The sequence below is a fragment of the Paenarthrobacter sp. 10L420 genome, assembly GCF_056395385.1.
The window spans coordinates 1-723 of record NZ_JBFTJK010000077.1; the positions used below are offsets into that span (position 1 = coordinate 1).

Genomic DNA, 723 nt, shown 5'->3' on the forward strand with positions numbered 1-723 from the left:
ACACGTTGGACCGCCGCATCGCGTGTCAAGTGGTGATTGTCTTTGAACTGCATGACGTTCCCGAGCTCTTTGGGGGGCGTGTGCTTGGGGTAGGCGAAGTTCGTGTCCTCGATCATGACGCCGGCGATACCGGCAGCCTCCGCCATCTGCACCGCCTGGCGTACCTGGAGTGGGTTGCCTCCCCCGTCGTCGAAATCGACGATGAGCGGAATGTCAATCACCCGCGTGATACCCCGGGCCACATCGATGATGTCGCGGGTGGAGATCATCGTCATGTCAGGAATCGCATGGTAAGCGACCGATACCGTAACCCCACCGCCGATGGTAACCGCGCCAAATCCTAGATCCTGGGCTACTCGCGCCGAAAAGGGGTCGTGAATCCCAGGAATATGAATCAGCCCATCACCCGCTAACAGCTCACGCAGACGAGCGGCGGCAGTCTCCGTCCGGGTTCGTGTGTCGCTGGCGGGCATGTGGTTTTCCTCTCCATTGAGAACGTTGCGGGTGTATGCCGATCTTACCGATGTGTTGGGTTGCTCGGTGTGCTTCGGGTTATCCGCCGCGGAGGCCGGCCTGGACCATGAGGGGCAGGATGTCGTCTTCCATCTGCTGGAGTCCCTCGTCGTAGTTGACCCAGGAGATCGCTACCCCGTCGAGTCCGGCGTTGGACAGTTCCAACAGTGTTGCGACGACCTGCTCAGGGGTACCCACCGCGGTCATCGC

General features: G+C 60.7%; 1 protein-coding gene. It reads right to left on the bottom strand.

Annotation, left to right across the window (positions count from 1 at the left end; genetic code table 11):
- A partial coding sequence (locus tag AC1DD5_RS25740; protein WP_477523139.1) for an isocitrate lyase/phosphoenolpyruvate mutase family protein occupies window positions 1-473 on the bottom strand: 473 nt, incomplete at its 3' end.
- Window positions 474-723 lie beyond the last annotated feature (250 nt).